Source organism: Uniformispora flossi, assembly GCF_049534875.1.
GTDB lineage: Bacteria > Actinomycetota > Actinomycetes > Streptomycetales > Streptomycetaceae > Yinghuangia > Yinghuangia aomiensis.
Genome location: NZ_JBMULZ010000057.1, coordinates 1 through 1,051, shown reverse-complemented (window position 1 = coordinate 1,051; position 1,051 = coordinate 1). Strand labels below are relative to the sequence as shown.

Here is a 1,051-nt window from a genome sequence, read left to right as displayed (position 1 = left end):
GCTTTTGAGCGAAACAATACATATTCTCCACTCTATCCTCTTTAATCTCTGTGCGGCGTTCTCCGTTGTCGAAAATCATTACGTTTTTATCCAAGTCTAGCAACCTCCGTATATAGTAATTTAATATAAGAAAAGCCGCCCCGATCGGAGCGACTATTTAATTAGTCCACAAGCGCAAGTGTCAATGTTTTAAAGCCGCGGCGGGTTTTAACTTCTTTTGGAACAACTTTTAATGGCTCGTCCGTCCAAGGACCTTGCCCTACAATCCCAATGATACGTTGTAGGGAGCTTGCTACGCCCTGAGATACACTGTGATAGCCTTGTCCGTCTGCTGTTAAAAGAACAACGCGCATTGCCTGAATTGTCTCTTTCGTGACTTCATCCTCTAATTCAACCGCATGGGCGACCATGTCTGTAATTTCAATTACTTCTCCGATATGGTCTGATAGAGAGTGTTCAGCGTTGCTTACCGCGTTGTAAAGTTTGATGCTGCTCTTTCTGTCCGTTGCCTGGATAGTTGAAAACATTTGTTGTGTACCTTGTTCAAAAATACTTGGTGATGCTGTTGCAATGTCCTCAGTTGCCAATACGTCAGTAGTGTTTTCAGTGTTTTTAATAGTGTTTGTCATTTTAAAATTCCCCCAAAGAATTAATTTTGTTTTAAGTATTCATTGAATTTTTCAGCTGACACGCGCCATTCTCGACCGACTTTGAAACCTTTAATTTCTCCGTTGTTCAGCATTTTGCGAGCCGTTTTTTCAGATATTTTTAATATCTCGGCTACCTGTTTAACTGTTAAAACCTCTTCACTAGACAAAAAGCGTACCTCCCTCTACATATGTATCACTTCCTTTAAAGGGCTTCAGATTCCTTTATGTTCCCTTTGATGACCTTATCTTACCATCAAGGGATATATCATGTCTACCCCTTTTTACAAATTTCTTCAGAATTTTTTCAGGAAGGATTCGACATTATGCGACATATTGGTAGGAGAAGAAAATATTTCTGTACCAATAATAGAACACATGTTCCTGAATGTAAAGTCCTATTA

At 39.5% G+C, this 1,051-nt stretch carries 2 protein-coding genes; both read right to left on the bottom strand.

Annotation, left to right across the window (positions count from 1 at the left end):
* Positions 1-161: 161 nt before the first annotated feature.
* Complete coding sequence (locus ACPA54_RS39040; RefSeq protein WP_326194938.1) at positions 162-629, bottom strand: hypothetical protein; 468 nt, start codon at positions 627-629, stop codon at positions 162-164.
* A 20-nt stretch (positions 630-649) separates the two neighbouring features.
* Positions 650-817: a helix-turn-helix domain-containing protein gene (locus tag ACPA54_RS39035; RefSeq protein WP_326194937.1), complete on the bottom strand. Its 168-nt coding sequence runs from the start codon at positions 815-817 to the stop codon at positions 650-652.
* Positions 818-1,051: the final 234 nt, after the last annotated feature.

Excerpts from the sequence above, each read along its gene's own strand:
- ACPA54_RS39040 (WP_326194938.1), bottom strand. The coding sequence starts at position 629 with ATGACAAACACTATTAAAAACACTGAAAACACTACTGACGTATTGGCA.